Origin of the sequence: Streptomyces sp. Wb2n-11 (assembly GCF_001049855.1) — a bacterium.
Lineage (GTDB): Bacteria > Actinomycetota > Actinomycetes > Streptomycetales > Streptomycetaceae > Streptomyces > Streptomyces altiplanensis.
On sequence record NZ_CVPB01000001.1, the window covers coordinates 193,911 to 211,102 of the forward strand.

The 17,192-nt window shown below is 69.8% G+C and carries 17 protein-coding genes and 4 pseudogenes; 9 read left to right on the forward strand and 12 right to left on the reverse strand.

The genetic code is table 11. From position 1 onward, the window contains the following. Positions 1–54: 54 nt before the first annotated feature. Positions 55–887, forward strand: a pseudogene (locus tag BN1555_RS00525) (PIG-L family deacetylase). A 478-nt stretch (positions 888–1,365) separates the two neighbouring features. Here BN1555_RS00525 and BN1555_RS00530 read toward each other — a convergent pair. Together BN1555_RS00530 and BN1555_RS00535 are read right to left on the reverse strand one after the other, a co-directional pair. Next, positions 1,366–1,759, reverse strand: a pseudogene (locus tag BN1555_RS00530) (transposase); the annotation flags it as partial. Positions 1,760–2,120: 361 nt separating this feature from the next. Further along, complete coding sequence (locus BN1555_RS00535) at positions 2,121–2,966, reverse strand: MerR family transcriptional regulator (RefSeq protein ID WP_093796914.1); 846 nt, start codon at positions 2,964–2,966, stop codon at positions 2,121–2,123. A gap of 792 nt (positions 2,967–3,758) precedes the next feature. On the opposite strand from BN1555_RS00535, the gene BN1555_RS00540 reads away from it, so the two are divergent. Together BN1555_RS00540 and BN1555_RS00545 are read left to right on the forward strand one after the other, a co-directional pair. Then, complete coding sequence (locus BN1555_RS00540) at positions 3,759–3,950, forward strand: toxin-antitoxin system HicB family antitoxin (protein WP_255305801.1); 192 nt, start codon at positions 3,759–3,761, stop codon at positions 3,948–3,950. After that, complete coding sequence (locus BN1555_RS00545; RefSeq protein ID WP_093796916.1) at positions 3,947–4,243, forward strand: hypothetical protein; 297 nt, start codon at positions 3,947–3,949, stop codon at positions 4,241–4,243. Before BN1555_RS00540 ends, BN1555_RS00545 begins: the two co-directional genes overlap by 4 nt. Before the next feature lie 576 nt (positions 4,244–4,819). On the opposite strand, the gene BN1555_RS00550 is transcribed toward BN1555_RS00545, so the two are convergent. The 7 genes and pseudogenes from BN1555_RS00550 to BN1555_RS00585 all read right to left on the reverse strand — a co-directional run bounded on the left by BN1555_RS00550 (position 4,820) and on the right by BN1555_RS00585 (position 10,138). Further along, positions 4,820–5,131, reverse strand: a complete 312-nt coding sequence (locus BN1555_RS00550) for an alpha-amylase (protein ID WP_255305802.1) — start codon at positions 5,129–5,131, stop codon at positions 4,820–4,822. Positions 5,132–5,787: 656 nt separating this feature from the next. Next, positions 5,788–5,997: pseudogene (locus BN1555_RS00555) on the reverse strand (transposase); the annotation flags it as partial. A gap of 195 nt (positions 5,998–6,192) precedes the next feature. After that, positions 6,193–6,777: an RNA 2',3'-cyclic phosphodiesterase gene (thpR, locus tag BN1555_RS00560; RefSeq protein ID WP_093796918.1), complete on the reverse strand. Its 585-nt coding sequence runs from the start codon at positions 6,775–6,777 to the stop codon at positions 6,193–6,195. A gap of 70 nt (positions 6,778–6,847) precedes the next feature. After that, the gene (locus tag BN1555_RS39845; protein WP_255305803.1) at positions 6,848–7,549 is read right to left on the reverse strand and encodes a DUF4262 domain-containing protein; all 702 of its coding nucleotides are present in this window, start codon (positions 7,547–7,549) and stop codon (positions 6,848–6,850) included. A gap of 421 nt (positions 7,550–7,970) precedes the next feature. Further along, entirely contained in the window at positions 7,971–8,351 is a 381-nt protein-coding gene (locus tag BN1555_RS00570) for an FKBP-type peptidyl-prolyl cis-trans isomerase (protein ID WP_093796920.1), read from the reverse strand. 554 nt (positions 8,352–8,905) lie between these two features. Further along, a complete protein-coding gene (locus BN1555_RS00580; RefSeq protein WP_218058163.1) occupies positions 8,906–9,331 on the reverse strand; it encodes a hypothetical protein in 426 nt (141 codons plus the stop codon). Between the two features lie 213 nt (positions 9,332–9,544). After that, a complete protein-coding gene (locus BN1555_RS00585) occupies positions 9,545–10,138 on the reverse strand; it encodes a CGNR zinc finger domain-containing protein (RefSeq protein WP_093796922.1) in 594 nt (197 codons plus the stop codon). A 91-nt stretch (positions 10,139–10,229) separates the two neighbouring features. Between BN1555_RS00585 and BN1555_RS00590 the strand changes: the two genes are divergently transcribed. From BN1555_RS00590 to BN1555_RS00600, 4 genes are all read left to right on the forward strand, one after another. Then, a complete protein-coding gene (locus BN1555_RS00590; protein WP_093796924.1) occupies positions 10,230–11,024 on the forward strand; it encodes an MBL fold metallo-hydrolase in 795 nt (264 codons plus the stop codon). 137 nt (positions 11,025–11,161) lie between these two features. Further along, on the forward strand, positions 11,162–12,247 hold the full coding sequence (locus tag BN1555_RS00595) for an LLM class flavin-dependent oxidoreductase (RefSeq protein WP_093796926.1): 1,086 nt from the start codon (positions 11,162–11,164) through the stop codon (positions 12,245–12,247). Between the two features lie 68 nt (positions 12,248–12,315). Continuing rightward, positions 12,316–12,468, forward strand: coding sequence for a hypothetical protein (locus tag BN1555_RS38740; protein WP_176709905.1), 153 nt, complete (start codon positions 12,316–12,318; stop codon positions 12,466–12,468). A gap of 429 nt (positions 12,469–12,897) precedes the next feature. Beyond that, positions 12,898–14,178, forward strand: coding sequence for an MFS transporter (locus tag BN1555_RS00600; protein WP_093796928.1), 1,281 nt, complete (start codon positions 12,898–12,900; stop codon positions 14,176–14,178). Between the two features lie 62 nt (positions 14,179–14,240). Here the strand turns inward: BN1555_RS00600 and BN1555_RS00605 are convergent, their stop codons facing one another. The 3 genes from BN1555_RS00605 to mihF form a co-directional block, all read right to left on the reverse strand. Then, a complete protein-coding gene (locus tag BN1555_RS00605) occupies positions 14,241–15,002 on the reverse strand; it encodes a transposase (protein ID WP_093796930.1) in 762 nt (253 codons plus the stop codon). A 254-nt stretch (positions 15,003–15,256) separates the two neighbouring features. After that, positions 15,257–15,478, reverse strand: a complete 222-nt coding sequence (locus tag BN1555_RS00610) for a hypothetical protein (protein ID WP_141662787.1) — start codon at positions 15,476–15,478, stop codon at positions 15,257–15,259. A gap of 83 nt (positions 15,479–15,561) precedes the next feature. Beyond that, positions 15,562–15,876, reverse strand: a complete 315-nt coding sequence (gene mihF, locus BN1555_RS00615; protein ID WP_093796934.1) for an integration host factor, actinobacterial type — start codon at positions 15,874–15,876, stop codon at positions 15,562–15,564. Between the two features lie 299 nt (positions 15,877–16,175). Here mihF and BN1555_RS41455 point away from each other — a divergent pair. Together BN1555_RS41455 and BN1555_RS39850 are read left to right on the forward strand one after the other, a co-directional pair. Then, positions 16,176–16,733, forward strand: a pseudogene (locus BN1555_RS41455) (glutamate-cysteine ligase family protein); the annotation flags it as partial. A gap of 134 nt (positions 16,734–16,867) precedes the next feature. Continuing rightward, positions 16,868–17,098, forward strand: coding sequence for a hypothetical protein (locus BN1555_RS39850; protein ID WP_255305804.1), 231 nt, complete (start codon positions 16,868–16,870; stop codon positions 17,096–17,098). The last annotated feature ends 94 nt before the right edge of the window (positions 17,099–17,192 follow it).

Here is a 17,192-nt window from a genome sequence, read left to right on the forward strand (position 1 = left end):
GGCACACCCGCCGCGCACTCGGACCAAGACGCATTTCCGCAGGAGGACTGTCTCATGACTGACCGGCCCTTGACGCTCATGGCAGTACACGCCCATCCCGACGACGAGGCCACCGGAACCGGAGGGGTCCTCGCGCGGTACGCGGCGGAAGGCATCCGCACGGTTCTCGTGACGTGTACCGACGGCGGTTGCGGTGACGGGCCGGGGGCGTCAAACCGGGTGACCCCGGGCATGATCCGGCGGCGGTCGCCTTGATGCGCCGTCAAGAGCTCGAGGTGAGCTGTGACGTCCTGAAGATCAGCGATCTGGAAATGCTGGACTATGCCGACTCCGGGATGACGGGCTGGCCGAGCAACGACGCTCCCGGATCCTTCTGGCGGACCCCCGTGCAGGAAGGCGCGGCCCGACTCGCGGAACTCATGCGGCGCTACCGACCCGATGTGGTCGTCACCTACGACGAGAACGGCTTCTACGGCCACCCCGACCACATCCAGGCCCACCGCATCACGATGGCGGCGCTGGAGATGACCGCGCTGACACCGAAGGTGTACTGGACCACGATGCCCCGCTCGATGATGCAGCGGTTCGGCGAGATCATGCGCGAGTTCCATGAGGACATGCCGGAGCCGGATCCGGCCGAGGCCGCCGCGATGGCCGAGATCGGCCTCCCCGACGATGAGATCACCACGTGGGTGGACACCACCGCGTTCAGCGGTCAGAAGTTCGACGCATTGGCCGCGCACGCCAGTCAGGGCGAGAACATCTTCTTCCTCAAGATGGGCAAGGAGAGGTTCGGTGAGTTGATGGGCATGGAGACCTTCGTACGTGTCCAAGACGCCACCGGCGCGGCCGTACCCGAGAACGATCTCTTCGCCGGACTGCGCTGATCCGCCCGTCCGACCGGTCGGGGAAATCTCCTCGACCGCACGGCACGATCGAGCGGGTTGCATCCCCGGAGGCCTGAGGGCGACGGCTTCGGTGAAGGCGGCTGAGAGGCTCACGTTTCAGCGCGAGCCGGGACGGGAAATCAGCGGGTCCACGAATTGCGCTGCCGGTTGCATCTGCACCCCCGAGATGCAGCGTGGGTGACAGATTCCCCGGTTCGGCCTCTGACTTACGCTACGCGAGCGAGGTCAGACGTTGAGGGCCTCCACCCACGGGTGGAGGCCCTCAGTCTTTGTGCCGTACGACGGGTGTGTCCAGTGGACGGCTGATCCAGTTTTTGTGGGGGTCAGTTGGCGGCCGGGGTGAGTCGGTCTTCGAAGGCGATCCGGAAGGCGTTCAGGGGTGCCTTCCAGTGCATGGTCCACCGTTTGCGGCCCTTGCCGGTGGGGCCCAGGCTCATCAGTGCCCTGTAGGCGCGTACTCGCCCACGCCGGACAGGCGCCGCTGCCGCTCCTTGACGACGGCCGACTCGAACGTGCCCGCCACGCCCCGGGGAACCTTCACCTCGACGGGACCGGCACCGCTCAGCACCGTCTTCGCCCGCGTCCCGTTGCGGGAGCTGCCGCTGCCGCTGCCGCTGCCCCGGCCCTCGGCGTCGTGCTTCTCGTATCCGAGGCGATCGGTGATCTCGCCCTCCGGGCGGACTCAGGACCCCCTGGTCAGCTGCTGCAACAGCCCGCCCTCCCCGGTCAGCTGCAGACCCTCACTCGCGGGCCCGGTCCACCAGCATCGCGACCAACTGCTCGTCACTCACCGGCACGACCACCGCCACCTGGCCGCTGTCCGCTATCCGCTCGATGGTGGTGTCGCTCATCTGGCGTCTCCTTGATCATCGAATCCGCCGATCATTGAACACTCCCACCCGTGAAGGCCGTCGCCGCCTGGGCGGCCCGAGGCGACTTCCTGACCGTCTTCGCCGCCCGGGACGACGGCAAACCTTTCCCCGAGCCCGACCGGCGCCGTGTCGGCGCGGGCAGTGCTGGGGCAACGCGCCGGCCGAGCCCTTCACCACCGACAAGCGTGAATCGCTCGGAACCGCCGCCTGTCCCCCGGTCCGCACAGCGGGCCTTATCCTGCGTGTCCGGTCGCGGCAGACCCAACTCCGGCCACGAGTACCGTTCCCCTGCCTGGCCTCCTCCGGTGTCGTGGCGGCGCAGGACCGGCGGTCCTTCAGATCACCCGTCCACACCGGGCTCATCGAGCTTGCGGACCGCCGCAGTGGTCTCGAAGCCGTCCTCGTGCAGCAGATGACGCATTCGGGAGACGTCGATGTAAGAGCCGTCGAGGGGATGCATGGCCAGACGCGAGAGTGCGGTGCCGTACTTGGCCATCGAGCTCTTGCCCGGAACGAACACCGCCAGTTCATCCCGGGCCTCGAAGGTTTGCACCTCCATGTCACCGGATAGGGCTGTGATTGCTTTCCCGGCCGTCGTGACGGGGACTTTCACCAGCCAGCACGGCCCTTCGGCGGAAAGGCTCCGCCGTCTCTGTTCCTCGGTCTCATCAGCCATGGTCCGCCAAGGGGTGCCTGACACAACGGCTCCGTACGATTCCACGGTCGTGGTCACCTCCTGAGCCACAGCGGCGACGGCGGCATCGACTTCGCCCCAGTCGTACGGGTCGCGTCCGGCCGACGGACCGGCGGGCACCGGCTTCGACACCACGGTCATCGTGGGCACGTGACACAGCCTCACTTCCGGCCATGAACCGAAAAGCGCCCGCGCGTCACTGATCGCCTCGTCCTGGACCTGTCGCAGGCGCTGCACTTCCGCACTGTGCTGCTGCAACAGGGCGGGAGCCGCGTCCGGCTCGTCAAGGACACGCCGGACCAGCCGGACGCTCATCCCCGCACTTCGCAGGGCAGTGATCAACACGGCCTGTTCGACCTGCTCGAACCTGTACGAGCGGTAGCCGGTCCGTTCGCTGACGTCGGCCGGAACGAGCAGGCCCTCGGAGTGGTAGAACCGCAGCGTCTGCGGGGACAGATGACACATCTCGCTGAACTCACCGATGGACAACATGGCACCATGCTCACCCTTGTGGCAACTGCAAGGTCAACGCGCCGAGGGAACAGGGACCACAGAAGGAACGGCTCCGCCCCGGATCCGGTGGCATTGAAGCCCTGGTCGCAGCAGCTCACCGTGGCCTCCGCGGGGTCCAGGTGGCGGGCGGGTTTCTGGGGCGCATGATGTCCACGGGCTTCGTCCGCCCGTACAGCGCAGTCGGCTCCCGTCCCCAGTGGGGTTCCGTGCGACGCAGGCCCTCCCTCGGCGAGACGGTCCGGGCCTGCAACGACTGCTCGGGACCGGGCTCGAACTGACCGGCCCGCCAGTGTCCGGCCCGCCTGAGTCCCTACGGCCGCAGGAACTCAGAGAGAGGCGAGGCTGATGAACCAGTGGGTCCACCCGCGGTACGCGGACCTGGTGAACCGCCACCAGCGTCGAAGTCTGCGGCCGGACCGCGGCCGAAGCGCAGCCGTGGTTGGTCAAGGCAGCCCTACGGTCACCCGTTCGTCCTCGTGATCGACACGACCAGCCGGACTCCGTACACCGCCAGCCGCTGAAACCACCCCGAGTGCCCGTCTCCCCGAGGCGATCGCCCAGGGTCTTCACTGCCGTATAGGTCGACGAGCTGGGCACCGATCGCGTCGGAGATACGGATGAGAGTGTCCAACGGCCCACCCCAGTTCGCGGCAAGCACTTGGTGTTGGCGCGTCGTAGGCGGAGCATTCGGTCGGGCCAACCCCGCTCACGCGGGGATGGACCTGAGTGCCACCATCTGCGCAACCGCTTTCCGGTTGCTAGATTGGTGGCATGACCGTGATGACGCTGCGCATTCCCGATGATCTCGATCCGTCGATCCGCGCCGGTGCGGAGGCGGCAGGGCTCTCCCTCAACGCGTACATCGTCCGCGCCGCACGCCGCCAGGCCGTCCTCGACGCTGCACAGCATCTCGCCCAGCTCGGTCTCGGCGACGAGCTGGGCGGCGAGGGCGACACCCTGTGAAGCGTGGGGAAATCTGGACGCTCACTGACGGCCGGAGTGTGCTCGTCATCTCACTCGACGGCCTGGAGCAGGCGTATGGCGCGGTGCTCGCGATCGTGCTGCACCCCTTCGGCCGCTTCCCGGACACCCTGATGTCCGTAGTCCTCGAAGAGCCGATGGCGTGCACCGCGGTCGCCGTCAACATCCAGCAGCTACGCACCGCCCGCTTCGACGACGCGAAACTGATCGGTACTGTCGGCACGGACGCGATGAGGCGGGTCAGCCAGTCCCTGCAGGCAGTGCTGGACCTGTAGGCGACTCCTCCCTCCGGATAAATCCGGAAGGCTTCTCCTGTCGGCGGCCAGGCCACGTCGGGAAGGACCAGCCGGCTCTGACAGCGACATGGAGTGCGCCGGCCTGGTCGGCGTTGGCGGTGCGTCCGCACCGGGTGCACTCGGTCCCGACGCGCCCGCCGGCACGTTCACCGGTGCGTGCCGGGCGGTGGAAGACCTGACCAGGGTTACATTCCGCACGGCCAGGGCGAGGACACGGAAAGCACACGCCCGCTGGTCCTCGGCCCGGTGTACGAGCTGGATGACTGGCTCGACGAGCATCCTGTGGCCCCGCCCTCGGTGCGCGCGGCCGGGACCGCGGATCTCATGGTCCGGCGAGTCGTGAGCGACCGGCGCGGACGCCCGCCGGAGGTCACCGATCTGATCATCACCACCGGATCGGGGAGTCTGAACTGCCGCTTCGCCCGACGGCGAGGTGAGGGGGTTCGGCGGGGTGTCACGCGCCCGTACGTATCCCCCTCTCCACCACACCGCTCCCGGCGTGCGGCAGGGGCGCTCGACCGGAAGGCGCCGGGAGGCCGGAAGGCGGTGCGGCTCTCAGGCGGTGGGGCAGAGGTGCGGGCCGAGCACCCGGTTCCCCTGGGTCCCGTAGCCGGGAAAAGTCGCGGAGTCCCCGGGGGAGAGGTTCCTGCACGGCACGTCCGTGCCGTCGGCGTAGCGGACCGTCAGGTACTGGGGTGAGTCGCAGCCGTTGGTGACGAAGGTGTAGCGCCAGCCGGCGGACACCTTTACGCAATCGGGGGCCTCGGGAGCGGGATCGCCGTCGGAGGCGGCGACCGGAGCGGCGAGAGCCGCGGAGGACAGCAGCCCGATGGCGGCCGGCCAGAGGAGTGAGCGTGTTCTCAGCACGGCGGGTCCTTCCGTCAGGGGCGGACAGCGCGGCCGGTGAGCCGCGGAAAAGGTCCGGGACGGGACATGACGTTAGGCCCGAGGAGTTGGGACTGAAATATATTTCGCCATCTTGCGCAAGAAGGTCTTGCATGAGGAACCTCGGAATCCGGTGAGGACGTCACCCGCCGCTCTCAGCTCCGAAAGGGCTTCCTCGCACCAAGGAGCATTGCCGGCCGCCTGTTCTGAAAGTAGGTGGAAGCACTCCGCTTCACCCTCCGTCCTCATCGCGCCCGGTGACGGCGGCCGGAGAACACTCGTTGACACTGTTTCGGCCCCGATCGCTCGTTTGGCTGAAAATTCTTGCAATCTGCTCCCGGTCCGGCTGCCCGCGCGCCCCCTTCCCGCGCGGGCAGCCGGACCGGATTCGGGCCAGCCGACGAAGAAGGTTCCCGGCGCAGCGGCCGACGCCCCCGGCGCCTCTTACGCGACATGGTGACCGGGTTCGGCCAGCGCACCGAAGCGCTCGGCGACCGAATCGGTGCCCGGGCGCAGCCCCTGCGCAAGCTCGTTCAACATGACCGTGCGCTCGTCCATCCGCCAGCCTCCCGAGCCGGCTGAGGCCAGTAGCCCCGAGGGCCATCGGACCAGATCGCGACGTTTCACTGGAGTACTGGGCGGAGCTGGGTGTCGGCGGCGATGACCAGCCAGGTCCAGCGGTCGGCGGTGGCCGGCTCGCGGAGTTCGGGAGTCGTCCAGCCCAGCGTCTGCTTGAGCATCCTGAAGGTGTGTTCCAGGTCGAATCTGCGCGGGAAGGCTTGCCAGAGCCGGTCCACGTCCCCGGCGGTGGCATCGGCGGCCGACCGCCACAGCCAGGCCGGCCGGGGTCGCGGTCGCCGCGGCAGCACTTGAGCGCGGTGATAACCACGCCGTGGGGCTCGTCTTTCCGGCACCGGTCGCGGAGACCACCGTTGCCTGGGGACCAGGTAAATCACGGTGCACCAGCGCTCTGATGCGTGCGTTCGAACCCGCCCGTATCCCCACGGCGTGGCCTTCCTCCTTGCCCCGCCCGCAAGAACGGTTCATCTCGCGCTGCTGAAGGGCCATGCCTCGATGTCGCGGTAGTGGATCGGCCCGGGGCCGCGGCCGAAGTTGCTGCCGACCAGGTGCAGACGCTCGGCCTGCCACGTGCGGCCGGTGAACTCGGAAAGCCCCGCGGCGGCCTGTACCACGCTGGAAGCATCGCCGCGGCGCGAACGGGCGAGCGTCAGGTGGGGGTTCAGCGGCCGGTCCATGAAGGTGACACCATGTTCCCCGACCAGCGCCCGCACCTCCCCGGCGAGCAGCCGCAGTCCTTCGAGGTCCCCGCCGATCCCGCTCCACAGCACACGCTCGTCGAAGTGCCCGCCGCCGCACAAGGCCAGGTGCAGGGGGTGGCGCCTCGCTGCGAATTCCGCGAGCGGCGGCCGCAGGAGCGAAACGGCTGACCTCGGCAGCTCACCGAGGAACGCCAGGGTAATGTGCCAGTCCTCGATGCGGTTCCACCGCATGCGCGGGTAGGCGTCATAGGCGGGGCGCAGCGCCTGCGCCAGCTCCTCCTTGGCGTCGTCGGGCGGAGCAAGGGCTATGAAGACGCGGACGGTCGCGGCCTGGATCTGTTCGTTCACGAAGGACTTCGTACACCATCGACGCCGGCCGCTGCTGTGCGTGGTGGGCTGTCGTTCAGCGAGACGGAACTCATCGTTGTTCACGCCGCCGGCCGCCGCGGTCGGCGGCCCGGGACCACGACCGCGAAGCCGGGCTCGCTGACGTGCTGCGCGTCGGTCTGTTCCCCCACCTGAGCGGCCGCCGACGACGGCCGTCCGCTCGACATCGACACGTTGCCCGATCCTCCGGGCCTGACAGCCGATGCCGGCTCAAACCATCCAGGCCGGACGGAAGCTGGCCCTGGCCCGGGCCAAGCCGCTCCTGGCCCTGTTTGATCCCCAAAGCCCGCAAGTGATCCACGTCGGGCCGCGCAACTTGCAGCACGGGGAGAGGAGGCAGCCGGTAGAACCCGATGGCCCGGCCGAAGAGCGTCCGGTACCAGCGGAGATCGACCTGGCCGGGCGCGACTCGGTGACCGTCGACAACGTCAGGATGCCTCTGGCCCTCAGCCAGTACGGCGCCCGCGGCCGACTTCGCTCCGAGCCTGTTGACCATGCGGTGCATGACCTGGACATCGAGTCCGAACACGGCGAGTTCAGGTGCGCCGTGAGTGTGCGCGAGGCCGATCGTGTAGGCGAATCCAGGACCGATCTCGTCCTCGGGAACCATCACGACGTGACATCCGTGCTGCTGCACATTCTCGATGATCGTCAGATCCGCGCGGTCCGCTTCGTCTCGGTCACCGTAGTCATGGCAGAGAACACAGCGCCACTGGAACGGCTCATCAGCCATGTGCGGAGGCTACGAGGTGAGCGTACAAGTCGGGCAGCCGGAGTTCGTGACCAGCCGTTCAATCGAACGGCATCGTCGGTCCGGGAACGTCGGCTGGGAGCGGACCAGGAGTCCTGGCTGCGATCGAGGGGCGGGCCCCGGCCACCACGAGAAGTGGCGGGTGAGGTCACCGCGCGAATGATTCGTTTCGCGGGGTTCATGGCCGCCGGCACCCCGGCCGCCGGCCATCGGTCCGGGCTGGGGCTCAGGCCCGCTACCGGGGTGCCCGCCGTTTCTGGACCACGGGCGCCGATGCGTGTTGTTGCCGGCGCGTGCCTCTGTCCGGGGCCGCGAGTGAAGGGTGCACGGGAGTGGTGTCGCGGTCGGCCGGCCTCTCCGCCCGGCCTTGGTCCCGGGCGGAGAGGCCGGATAGCAGAAGGCCTCAGACTGCGACGGAGAGCAGGTCCACCACGAAGACGAGTGTCGAGCCCGCCGGGATCAACGGCGAGGGGGACCGGTTGCCGTAACCGAGGCGCGGGGGAACGATGATCTCGCGCCGGCCGCCGACCTTCATCCCCCTGACTCCGCGGTCCCAGCCCTTGATGACCTTGCCACCGCCCACGGCGAACTTGAACGTCTGTCCCCGGTCCCAGGAGGTGTCGAATTCCCTTCCGGACTCGAAGGTGACCCCGACGTAGTGAACCTGGACGACCCTGCCCGGCTTCGCCTCAAGCCCGTCCCCGACGACGAGGTCGCGGATTGTCAGCTCGGTGGGAGCGTCACCCTCCGGAAGGTCGATCCCGGGCTTCGTCAGTTCACTCATCGCAGTCTCATTCGCTCGCCGCTGGAAGCCCTCATACAGACAGCCGGGCACATGGTCACTCTACGCAGTAGCTCGTCATGCTGCCGTGAACGCTGATCTCCTGGAGTGCGTCAGGCCCAACGGAGCATGATGCTCAGCGTGACCGGGCGTGCTACGTCATCGGTACGCTGCGCCTGTACTCGATGATGGCGAGGCCCTGCTCCCCGTGTCCGCGGGTATGGCCCCTGGGCGTCGCCTGTGGTGCGTGGTCCGCTGCGCGGAAGGTCCTTCAGCCTGCGCTGGTAGCGGTCGTGGACTCGGTCCGAGAAGCGCCCGCGGCCCGGACACGCCGCCCGGGCCGCGCGGCCTCTCGCCACCACCTCGACCGTGCCGAACGCAGCCGTAACCGCCTCGACATCCACCTCGTCGATCCCGTCGAACACCAGCGAGTCCCAGAATGGTGCACCGGTCCGCACGACCAGCACCATCACCGCTCGCAACCGGCCGCAGCAGCGGTCAGCGGAGACCAGAGGGTGCGTCAATTCCGGATGTGAGGCGACAAGGCGTACGCCGTCTCAGCGGAGGTGGGCGATCAGGACGGCGCGGTGGCGGAGAAGGGAGACGCCGGCGCGTCGGCCCATGAGGTGTTTCTGCAGCTTGACGTCGGCCATAAGGCCCTCGTTGAACTCGGAGTTGTAAGGGGTGGCGATTCCCTGGGCGACGGCGTGTCGGTCTTCGCGCAAGGCTCCGGCAGGGCCGGTCAGCGAAGCCGGCCCGGTGTTCGCGAGGTCCTCCAGCCATTCCGGCCAGGATGTCGCGTCGCGGTTGTCGGACATGGCGGCGAATCGGCGGACCAGGTCGCAGGTGGTCTTGAGTTCAGGGCAGTGCTCGAGGAGCCGGGGCAGGCGGTCGTTGATATGCGGGCTGCGGCAGTGCGGGCGGGTGGTGATCCCTCGGGCGGCTTCACGCGGTGAGGGCGGTCGCTCTCGTGGCTGGTTCACCGGAAATCTCCTTCGCTTATTTTCTCGCACGAGGGGTCGCGAGGTCCACGAACAGCGGGATGGTGAACGCGAGCGACGCTGTCTGGGCAGACGGCTCGGCTCGGAGTCCCAGCGCAGACACCAGCCGCAGAGTAGGTGCGTCGGGGGCTGCGCGGGCCTGGCTGTGCCGGGAGGGGCGCTGGCGTGTCCTGCCGGGTCGGCGATGCGGCGTCGTCACTCCATCGCGGTGCGACGGGCGTAGGCGCGGGCGGCGCGGGCGCGGTCGCCGCAGCGGGTGGAGCACCACTGGCGACGGCCGTGCTTGAGCAGGAAGCGGTTGCAGGGAGGGGAGGCACAGGCGGTCAGACGGGTGGCGTCGGTGGAGGTGAGCAGGTCGGCGGCGTCGGCGGCGATGACCGCCAGGGCGTGTTCGACGATCGCGGTGGTGGGGTGGGGTGTGGCGCGGTAGGGGCCGGTGTTCTCGTCCCACAGCAGCAGGGACGCGGTCGGGACGCGGGTCATCGCGTCGTTGACCGCCGTGACGGCGGCGGGCAGGGCGGGCTGCCCGGCGACACGGGAGGCCAGGAGCGACCTGACCTGTTCGCGCAACGAGCGCAGCTGTGTCGCGCATACCTCCGCCAAGCCGGCGCCGGCCGGGGCGAGGTCGCGCCGCGCCAGCCACTGCTCGGCCTGCGCCGGAGTGCCGAGGAGGTCGGCAGTGTGCCCGCCGGGCAGTGCGACGGCGCTGTTGGCCAGGGCCAGGGCGGGGCGCTCCGCCTCGCCCGGCGCCGACGGGAGGGCTGCTTCGTCCGTCACGAACTCTTCCATGCTTCTCATGGTACGGGTTGCATTCATCCATGAGGCGTGCGTACAGTCGGCTCACGGTTAACACGCAATCTATCCGTGAGGAACTCCTTTCGTGTCTTCCCCCACCCTGCAGACCGCCCCGTTCCCCGTCCGGGTCTTCGGCGGCCCGACCGCCCTCTTCGAGTACGGCGGCCTGCGCTTTCTCACCGACCCGACCTTCGACGGCCCCGGTGACCACCCGGCACCGGCCGTCGTGCTGACCAAGACGGCGGCGGCTGACGGCAGCCCGGCCGATCTCGGCCGCGTCGACGTGGTCCTGCTCTCGCACGACGAGCACGCCGACAACCTCGACTCTTCCGGCCGGGCCCTGCTCGCCGACGTCCCGCTGACGCTCACCACCCCCGGCGGTGGGGAGCGTCTCGGGGAGGCGGCCACCGGCCTCGCCGACTGGCAGTCGATCGAGCTTGAGCGCCGGGACGGCGGGCCCGGCACGGTCACCGTGACCGGCGTGCCCGCCATCCACGGCCCCGGCAAGCGCGAGGAGGTCGAGCCGATCTGCGGCGAGGTCGTCGGATTCGTTCTGACCGGCGAGGGCCTGCCCAGCGTCTACGTCAGCGGCGACAACGCCTCCCTCGACGCCGTCAGGGAGATCGCCGAGCGCTTCGCCCCGGTGGACACGGCCCTCCTCTTCGCCGGAGCGCCCCGCTTCACCGAGGTCTTCGACGGCGGGCTGATCGTCCTGGACAGCGCCCAGGCCGCCCAGGCCGCGAAGCTCCTCGACGCCGGCCGCGTGATCCCCGTCCACTACGACAGCTGGGCCCACTTCACCGAGGGCCGCGACGAGCTGGAAGCCGCCTTCACCGCAGCCGGTATCGCCGACCGCGTCGACTTCGGCGTCCGCGGCTGACCCCTCGTACATCGGGCTCGTACGCCGGACACAGCCGGGCGCCGGCCGACAGAGACCCGCCGCGACTGTCGGCCGGCGCCCGGCGCCTCCCACCTCCCCGCACGCCGCACACCTCGAAACCGAAGGACCGCACGAGCATGACCGATCCCATCCGCGGCACCCGCCATGGCTCCGCGCCCGCCGCCCTGTCCGTACTGGACTCCGCCATGACCGGCACCGGCCAGACCGCCGCGGAGGCGCTGGCCGGCAGCATCGAACTCGCCCGGCTCGCCGACCGGCGCGGCTTCACCCGCTACTGGACGAACGAGCACCACGCCATGCCCGGTGTCTCCACCTCCAGCCCGCCCGTCCTGCTGTCCCGGCTCACCGCGGAGACCAGCAGGCTGCGACTCGGCGCGGGCGGGATCATGCTGCCCAACCATCCGCCGCTGGTCGTCGCCGAACAGTTCGGCATGCTGGACGCCCTCGCCCCCGGCCGCATCGACCTGGGCCTGGGCCGCGCCCCGGGTACCGATCACGCCACGGCCGCCGCCCTGCGCCGCGGCGCGAGCGGCGCCGAGGACTTCCCCCAGCAGGTCCTCGAGCTACTGCACTTCCTCGGCGACGATTTCCCCGCAGAGCACCCCTACGCCGACCGCGTGTACGCCGTGCCGGGGCCTGCCCAGGACCGGTTCAACGGCGTCACTCCGCCCACCGGCCGCCTGCCGGTGTGGCTGCTCGGCTCGTCCGGCTACTCGGCGCAGCTCGCCGCCCGGCTCGGCCTGCCGTTCGCCTTCGCCGCGCACTTCAACCCGCGCGATGTCGTGGCCGCCCTGCGTCTGTACCGCGAGCGGTTCACTCCGTCCGAGGCCCTGGCCGAGCCGTACGCGCTGGTCAGCTTCACCGTCGCGGCATCCGACGACGAGCGTGAGGCCCGCCGCCAGGCCGGCACCCTCGCGCACGCCATGCTCCGCATGTTCCAGCGCAAGTCCTACCTGCTGCCGTCCCCCGAGGAAGTGGACGCCTACACCTACGACGCCCAGGAACGCCAGGCCGTCGACAGCTGGCTGGACCACGTACCGCACGGCACCCCCGAGCAGGTCACCGCCCACCTGAACCAGGTCCAGCGGGACTCCGGCGCCGACGAGCTCATGATCGGCAGCGTCGGCCACTCCGTCCAGGCCCGGCTGCGCTCCACCGAGCTGATCGCCGACGCCTACGGCATGCCGGACAGCCCGCGCTGACGCGGGACGGGCGGGCTTCCGTCCACCACCCTTCACCGCCAAGGCCCGCTGATTCCGCAGGAGTTCCCGTGGCCACCGTCCTCGCCCTGCTCGGCAGTCCGTCCCGTACCGCCCTCCTGGCCGAGCACACCGCCGCAATCACGTACGCGCCCTGCGCGACCTGCCAGCGGCACCACCGCTCACCGCGGACACCCCCGATCCTCCCTCACCCCGCGCCGTGAGCCTGGTTGCCGAGGCCGACGCCCTCGTCGTTGCCACCCCCATCGACAAGGCCGCCTGCTCCGGCCTGCTCAAGACCTTCCTCGGCTGCTGTCCCAGCACGCGTTTACCGGGAACCCGGTGCTCCCCTGGCCACTGGCGGCAGCCCGGCTCACGCCCTCGCCCTCGCCTACACCCTGTGCCCGGTCCTCGCCGCGCTCGGTGCCCAGGTCCGTCAGGGCCGGTCCGTCCTGGATCGGCACATCCCGGCCACCCCGGACGGCGCGATGACCCTCGCCCACGACGACGAGCGGCAACTGGCTCACATCAACGCCCGGTTCGCCCGCACTCACCCGCCCGGCGCACACCTGACCGCCGCCTGATGACCACCGGACCGTCCCGCCCGGTAACCCGCCGCCCCGGCCTCCCGGCAACCTGAAAGTACGAACCACATGGGCTACCTGCCCCTCAATCCCACCCGCACCCCGCCCACCGCCGCTCCCGCCCCCTCCATATCCGCGGTGCAGAAGCGCACCCTGACCGTGCTGCTCGTCTCCCAGATCCTCAGCGGTGTCGGCCTCGCCGCCGGTGTCACCGTCGCCGGGTTGCTGGCCGGGCAGATGCTCCACAACACCTCGCTGACCGGACTGCCCGTCGCCCTGCTCACCGCGGGCTCCGCCGTCGCCGCCGTCGTCATCGGACGCGTCTCCCAGCGCCTCGGCCGCCGCCCCGGACTGGCCGCCGGATACCTCACCGGCGCCCTCGGCGGTACCGGTGTCGTCGTCGCGGCCGCACTCGGCAGCCCCGCGCTGTTGTTCGTCTCCCTGTTCCTGTACGGCGCCGGCACCACGTCCAACCTCCAGGCCCGATACGCGGGAGCCGACCTCGCCGCACCTCATCAGCGCGCCCGCGCCACCTCCACCGTCATCGTCGCCACCACCGCCGGCGGCATCGCCGGACCACTGCTCGCCACCCCCGCCGGGCACCTCGCGACCGCCCTCCGACTGCCCGAGCTGACCGGCCTGTTCCTCCTCTCCACGGTCGCGTTCACGCTGGCCGCACTCACCCTCCTCCTATGGCTACGGCCCGACCCGCTGCTGCTCGCCCGCACCCTGCCCGCGACCCCGGCTGAGGGTGCAGCCGGGGGTTCCCCCTCCCGGTCAGGGCCCGGGCTGATCGTCGGCGTCGCGGTCCTGGTCCTCAGTCAGCTCGTCATGGTCGCCGTGATGACCATGACCCCCATCCACATGCACGCCCACGGCTTCGGCACCGCCGCATCCGGCCTGGTCATCGCCCTGCACACGGGTTCCATGTATCTGCCGTCGCCGCTGGCCGGCCGCCTCGTCGACCGCTTTGGTGCCACTGCGATGAGCGTGGTGACGGCCGGCACGCTGCTCGCCGCGGGAGTGGTCGCCGCCCTCGCTCCCGGCCATTCCTTCACCCTGATCACCCTCGCCCTCGTCCTGCTCGGCGTCGGCTGGAGCTTCGGCTTGGTCACCGGCACCGCGATCGTTACCCACAGCACGCCCCTGGCCACCCGCGCCAAGGTCCAGGGACTGGCAGACGTCGCCATCGCCGTCGCGGGCGCGGTCGGCGGCCTGGCCTCCGGCCTCGTCGTCGCCTTCGCCAGCTACCCGATCCTCGCCGTTCTGTGCGGCGTCCTCGCCTTCGTGGCTGCGCCTGCAGCCATCGTCGCGGCCCGTAAGAGCTCCGCGCGCGCCTGGCCGACGTAGTCGGGGCAGGACCGGCCGGAACGCGGGGACTGACACGAAGACGACCTCCTGATCGGGGTGGTTCAGGCGGTGATCGGTTCGAAGCGGATGGTCAGTCCGAGGCTGTTGGCCTCCTTGATCATGCGGTGCATGGCGCGTTCGGGATCTCGGCGGGTGAAGTGGTCGGCGCCGGGTTCTCGGTAGGGCGCGTGGTCATGCAGGACGTGCCAGATGGCGATGGCGAGTTTGTGCACTACGGCGACCAGGGCGCGTTTGCCTCCTCGTCTGGCCGCGGTCCTTCGGAAGAAGACACCGAGGGAGGAGTCCTTTTTCCTGATGGCGGCCATCGCGGCGATCCCGAGCAGACGTCTGAGGTTCTTGTTCCCGGGGCGGGTGCGTCCGGAGCGGTTCACTCCGGCCGACTCGTTCTGTCCGGGGCAGACCCCGATCCAGGACACGAGGCGGTGGGCCGAGGCGAACTGGGCCATGTCACCGCCGGTCCCGGCGATAACGATCCCCGCGGCGAGGCGGCCAAGGCCAGGAAGGGTGACCAGATTCGCCAGGTCGCTCCCCCGTTCCGTCAGCAGGGCAGCGATGCGCGTGTCGAAGGCCGTGATGATGCTCTTCCCGCGGTCGATCTCGTCCAGATAGTGCCGGACCATGAACGCGTGATGGCTGGTGAACTCCCCGTCCAGAACTTCGAGGAGTTGCGGGATCTTGTTCCTGGCCCGGCCGATCGCGAGGTCGGCAAGCCGGACCGGATCCCGTTCCCCGCAGATCAGAGCTTCCAAGATGGCCCGGCCCGCCGCGCCGGCCACGTCGCTGAGAACCGAGGAGAGTTTCATCCCCGTGTCCTCATTCAACGAGCTAGAGGCGGGGCGGTCGAAGCTTCCAGGACGCGGCCGACGAAAGCACACCGCGGCCGCCCGCCTCAGCGGGACGGACTCCGGCGGCTCCGTCCTGCCGGCCTCCGCTGTCGTGTCCTCGTACCCCGGTGGGGCCCTGCGGGATCGTTTCACCGCGGAGGGGACATGACGGAGCTGACGGGGCCCGACGCCATCTCTCCGGGTGGCCGGCTCGTCGGTGCCAGGGTCCGGGGCTAGGATTCCGATCCGGTCCCGGGCCGCTCGCCGAACGCGGCGAACGCCCTCCTCCCCCAGCTCTCCAACGGTGGGGAGCCCGTACCGGCGAAGTCCAGGACCTGGCTCGCCCGTAACCGCGTCTGCTCGGTCGCCTCACGCGAGGCGGCCAGGACGTCCCCGAACTCCTTCACCAGGTCCTGGTAGATCGGCGGATCCTCAACTGTGCCCAGAGTGTTCATGGTCCAGATCCTCTCCCACCCACCCACGATCTGTCAGCGGAAGTTTTCATCCGTGACCTGGTGACCACACCGGCCCGGCGCGTTCAGGGCGAGGCGGGAAACAGCTCCGCGAGCCGCTCACGCTGGCGAGGCCCGAGTCCCGCGACACGGCGCCCCTCGGGTATCTCCAGTTCCTCCATGAGCTGTCCGGCCCGTACGGCGCCAATGCCCGGAAGGCTCTTCAGCAGCCTCTCCACCGGCGTCCGGGTGGTCACGGTGTCCTCACGGGCCAGCACGTCCTTCAAGGAGACCTTCCCGTCCTTGAGTTCAGCCAGGAGAGCAGAGCGTTCCTTGCGGACCGCGGCCGCCTTCTGCAGAGCCTCGGCTCGCTGGGCCGGGGACAGTTTGGGCAGAGCCATGGGTAGCGCACCTCTCGTGTCACCGCGCACGGACCACCCGTACGCGATCTGTCCCCTACCCCGGTATCACCTCTCGATCCGCTGCACAGGAGATTTGTCGCTCTCGGTGGCCGACCGTTGCATTGCCGGTCACGGTGGCCGCCGCCTCCCGCGCAGTCCACACCCATAGGGGCACGTACCGGTCCGTCGGGCTGCGGCGGCGGTACGGCCCGTCCGGTCAGTTCTTCTTGAAGACGGTCACCGCCGGGCTCCCGGCGGTGTTGCCCGTGGCGCTGACCGCCCCGGTGGTATCGAGCACCATGGTTCAAGAGCCGGCCGGCAGGTTCACGTCGTACGTGGAGCCGGTGGGGTTGTGGACCACAACGGTGTCGTGGTCGGCGGTTCTCCCCCCACAGCGCGGCCGACTCCTGACGTTCGCTGCTGGTCAGTTCGAGGAACTCCCCCGGATCGATCCGGCCACGCGCACCCTCAGTCCCCAGGGACCCCAGCTGGTGGGCGAGGCCGTCGGCGAACTCGGTGACCGGACAGACACCGAGCTGACCCGCTACCAGGTCGAACTGCGCACCGATCCGCACACATGCCTGAAGGAAGCTGCCGACCAGATCCGTTCCACGCGAACGGCGGCCGCCCGCGCCGCCGCCCGCCTCGGCCTGCGCATCGCCTGCACCGGCACCCCCGTACTCGGCCAGGCGGCCCCTGTCCCGATCACACCTGGTACTCGCTACGCAGGAAGCGCCGCCCACTTCCGCGCTCCGGACGACGAGCGGACCGCGTGCGCCTGCCACCTCCACGTCGGCCTGCCCGACCCCCGCGACACCGTGCACGTCAGCAACCACCTGCGGCCCTGGTTGCCCACTCTGACCGCCACCGCCCTCACCGCCGTCCAAGCCGGAGAACCGGCCCCGCGGCCGGCACCGGAGATACTGCGTGCAGCCTGCCGGCACGCGACGGACTGGCCGGCCATGGCATCGCCCCGCTCACCGGCCGCCTGGTGGCCCGGACCACACTGGTCGAACAGCTGCTGCACACCATCGCGCCGGCACTCCGGCACTCCGGCGGCACGAAGACCTCGACCTGGTACGCGAGCAGTGGCGGCGTCTGCGCGCCGAAAGAACCGGCACCGGCCGCCTACCGACAACACTCCAGTACGCACGACATCGTCGACTACGTCATCTCCGCCACCTGCGCCACCTGCGCCACCTGCGCCACCTGCGCCCAGTAAGGCAGCGGCGGTGGAAGACCCCGAGCGTCCACGGGTCCGACACCGGGCAGACTCCGGCCGCTCTGCCCGGTCCGGCGACAGTGGCTTCGTTCGC